We start from the raw sequence: 3,344 nt of genomic DNA on the forward strand, positions 1-3,344 counted from the left end.
TCTTGTCGACATCGAAGAACTCTTCTTCCTGCTGGATGAAGGTCAGCTTGCCGTCGAGGTCGTAGCGCCAGGCGTGGTACTTGCAGGTGAACTGCCGGCAGGTGCCCGAGGTTTCCTCATTCGGAAAGTCGTTCCACACCAGCTTGTTTCCCCGGTGGCGGCACACGTTGTGGTACGCCTTGACCGAGCCGTCCTTGGTTTTGACGATGATGACGGACATGCCTTTGCCGGCCGACGGCAGCTCCTTGGTGAAGTAACTGCCGGTACGCGGAAGGCGTTCCACTCGGCCGACGTTCAGCCAGGTGCGCTTGAAGACCGCGTCGCGCTCGGCTTCGAAGAATGCCGGATCGATCGAATCGGTGTAGTCCACCGGCGCAGTACCCAGTTCTGGATAGTTCTCCGTCCAACTACCAGCGTCGGGCTTGGGGAAGTGTGCCAACGTCGTTACCTCTCTTGTGTTCCGCCGTCATGGTCGTCTTCGACCTCGACGCCAAAAGTGTTCAGTGCCATTGCCAGTGCGATGTAGTTGCCGGTGGTGAAGACCAGGTCCATCCGCTGTTGTTCATCGAGTCGTTCGCCGAGGGCCATCCAGGTCTGATCCGAGATGTTGGTCTTCTCGTCGAGTTCGTCGACTGCGTTCATCAAGGCGCTGTCGAACGCGTCCTTCGACTGGCCCGTCTGCGCGGCTTCGATGTCGGTGTCGGAGAGTCCCGCTTCCTTGCCGATCTCCACGTGATGCGCCCACTCATAGGCGCAGCCGCGGCGATGGGCAACGCGCAGGATGATCTGCTCTCGGATCCGCGGCGGCAGCGTCGACCCGTACAGCAGATAGCTGCTGAATCGGAGATAGGCGCGGGCCAGTTTCGGATGACGCACCAAGGTGGACAGCACGTTGCCGGCATCGTGCGGGTTCCGCCGCTCCTCAGGGAGCATGCCTGATACCGCGTGCCGGGCAGCGTCGTCCCACTGGTCCGCCGGCAACGGGGACAGACGCATTCGGGCTCCTCGGGTAAGAGAATCATATTCTCATATTTGATCAATAGGTTTCCATGAACTCCGGGATTGGTCAATATCCGGGTTCCACCTGCGGTGACATTGCCTGCCGGCGCGGCCGGGTCAACGGCCCCAAGCCGAGCCCTACGGTGGCAGGGGTAGCCTCAAGATGTTGATTCTCGGGAATCGAGAAGCTAGTTTTCATATACGGGAGATGTCAGCGGCGAAAGCGATTCGTCGACGGGCCGACCACGGGTTCGCAACAATCACGGGATAACCGCGAGCCAATGACCAGGTGGGCCCCGAACGCCCCCGACTGAGAGGACCGGGCAGTGAACAAAGACGACATGATTTTGATCAGCGTCGACGACCACACCGTCGAGCCACCGGACATGTTCAAGGACCACTTGCCGAAGAAATACATCGACGATGCGCCGCGCCTGGTGCACAACGACGACGGCTCGGACACCTGGCAGTTCCGCGACACGATCATCCCCAACGTCGCGCTGAACGCGGTGGCCGGTCGACCCAAAGAGGAATACGGAATCGAGCCGCAGGGCCTCGACGAGATCCGCCCGGGTTGTTACAACGTCGACGAGCGGATCAAAGACATGAACGCCGGGGGCATCCTGGCGTCGATCTGCTTCCCATCGTTTCCCGGCTTCGCCGGTCGCCTGTTCGCCACCGAGGATCACGACTTCTCGGTGGCGTTGGTGCAGGCCTACAACGACTGGCACATCGACGAATGGTGTGGTGCTTACCCGGCCCGCTTCATCCCGATGGCGATTCCGGTGATCTGGGATGCCGAAGAGTGCGCCAAAGAGGTACGTCGGGTTTCCAAAAAGGGTGTCCACGCGCTGACCTTCACCGAGAACCCGGCTGCGATGGGTTACCCCAGCTTCCACGACGACTACTGGAAGCCGCTGTGGGATGCGTTGTGCGACACCAACACCGTGATGAACATCCACATCGGTTCCTCGGGCCGGCTGGCCATTACGGCTCCCGATGCGCCGATGGACGTGATGATCACGCTGCAGCCGATGAACATCGTGCAAGCCGCTGCGGACCTGTTGTGGTCAAAGCCGATCAAGGAATACCCGGACCTGAAGGTCGCGCTGTCCGAGGGCGGCACCGGGTGGATTCCCTACTTCCTCGAACGGGCCGACCGAACCTACGAGATGCACTCGACTTGGACGCACCAGGACTTCAAGGGCAAGCTGCCCAGCGAGGTTTTCCGCGAGCACTTCCTGACCTGCTTCATCAGCGACAAGGTCGGCGTCAAGCTCCGCAACATGATCGGCATCGACAACATCTGCTGGGAGGCCGACTACCCGCACAGCGACTCGATGTGGCCGGGTGCGCCCGAAGAATTGTGGGAAGTGCTGTCCGAGAACAGTGTGCCGGACGACGAGATCAAGAAGATGGCATACCAGAACGCGATGCGCTGGTATTCCTTCGACCCGTTCAGCCACATCACTGAAGCGCAGGCCACCGTTGGCTCACTGCGCAAAGCCGCTGAGGGACACGATGTTTCGATCCGCGCACTCAGTAAACACAAGGACTCCAGGTCGGGCGCGTCGTTCGCGGAATTTGCGGCCAGCGCGAAGAATCTGACCGGCAACACGGACTGACGCGCCACCGGACATATCGGCGCCGGTGGCTGAACTGATCAAAGGAGACTTCGCAGTGGCCGGCGGTGGGATGAACTTCGAGCTGACCGATGACCAAGAGCTAATCCGCAAGTCGGTCGCCGAGTTGGCGTCGAAGTTCGACGACCACTACTGGATGGAAAAAGACCAGGCGCACGAATTTCCGACCGAGTTCTACAACGCGATCGCCAGCGGCGGCTGGCTCGGCATGACCATTCCCGAGGAGTACGGCGGTCACGGCCTCGGCATCACCGAAGCCACGCTGCTGGCCGAAGAGGTGTCCAGGGCGGGCGGGGCGATGAACGCCGCCAGCGCGATCCACCTGTCGATCTTCGGTATGCAGCCGGTCGTCAAACACGGCTCCGACGAGCTAAAGGCCCGGACGCTGCCGCTGGTCGCTGCCGGCGAGCTGCACGTGTGCTTCGGCGTCACCGAACCCGGTGCGGGCCTGGACACTTCACGTATCACGACGTTCGCCAAACGCGACGGGGACCACTACGTGGTCAATGGCCGAAAGGTGTGGATTTCCAAGGCGCTGGAGTCACAGAAGATCCTGCTGCTCACTCGGACGCAGACCTACGCCGAGGTCACCAAGAAGACCGACGGCATGACCTTGTTCCTCACCGACATCGACCGCAGCCGGGTGGACGTGCGGCCGATCCGCAAGATGGGCCGCAACGCGGTCAGCTCGAACGAGGTCTT

Annotated in this window: 4 protein-coding genes; 2 read left to right on the forward strand and 2 right to left on the reverse strand. The window is 61.3% G+C overall.

Translation table 11 applies throughout. The features are described 5' to 3' along the window. A partial coding sequence (locus QOC69_RS14830) for an aromatic ring-hydroxylating oxygenase subunit alpha (RefSeq protein WP_526440759.1) occupies positions 1 to 439 on the reverse strand: 439 nt, incomplete at its 3' end. 5 nt (positions 440 to 444) lie between these two features. Continuing rightward, the gene (locus tag QOC69_RS14835) at positions 445 to 996 is read right to left on the reverse strand and encodes a carboxymuconolactone decarboxylase family protein (protein ID WP_526440761.1); all 552 of its coding nucleotides are present in this window, start codon (positions 994 to 996) and stop codon (positions 445 to 447) included. 329 nt (positions 997 to 1,325) lie between these two features. Between QOC69_RS14835 and QOC69_RS14840 the strand changes: the two genes are divergently transcribed. After that, positions 1,326 to 2,624, forward strand: a complete 1,299-nt coding sequence (locus QOC69_RS14840) for an amidohydrolase family protein (RefSeq protein ID WP_526440763.1) — start codon at positions 1,326 to 1,328, stop codon at positions 2,622 to 2,624. Positions 2,625 to 2,694: 70 nt separating this feature from the next. Then, positions 2,695 to 3,344, forward strand: a 650-nt coding sequence (locus QOC69_RS14845) for an acyl-CoA dehydrogenase family protein (RefSeq protein WP_526440765.1), incomplete at its 3' end; no start/stop codon positions are given.

This window comes from Mycobacterium sp. (genome assembly GCF_032162105.1).
Classification (GTDB): domain Bacteria; phylum Actinomycetota; class Actinomycetes; order Mycobacteriales; family Mycobacteriaceae; genus Mycobacterium.

Coding starts and splice junctions, on each gene's coding strand:
- QOC69_RS14835 (WP_526440761.1), bottom strand. CDS start 996: ATGCGTCTGTCCCCGTTGCCGGCGGACCAGTGGGACGACGCTGCCCGG.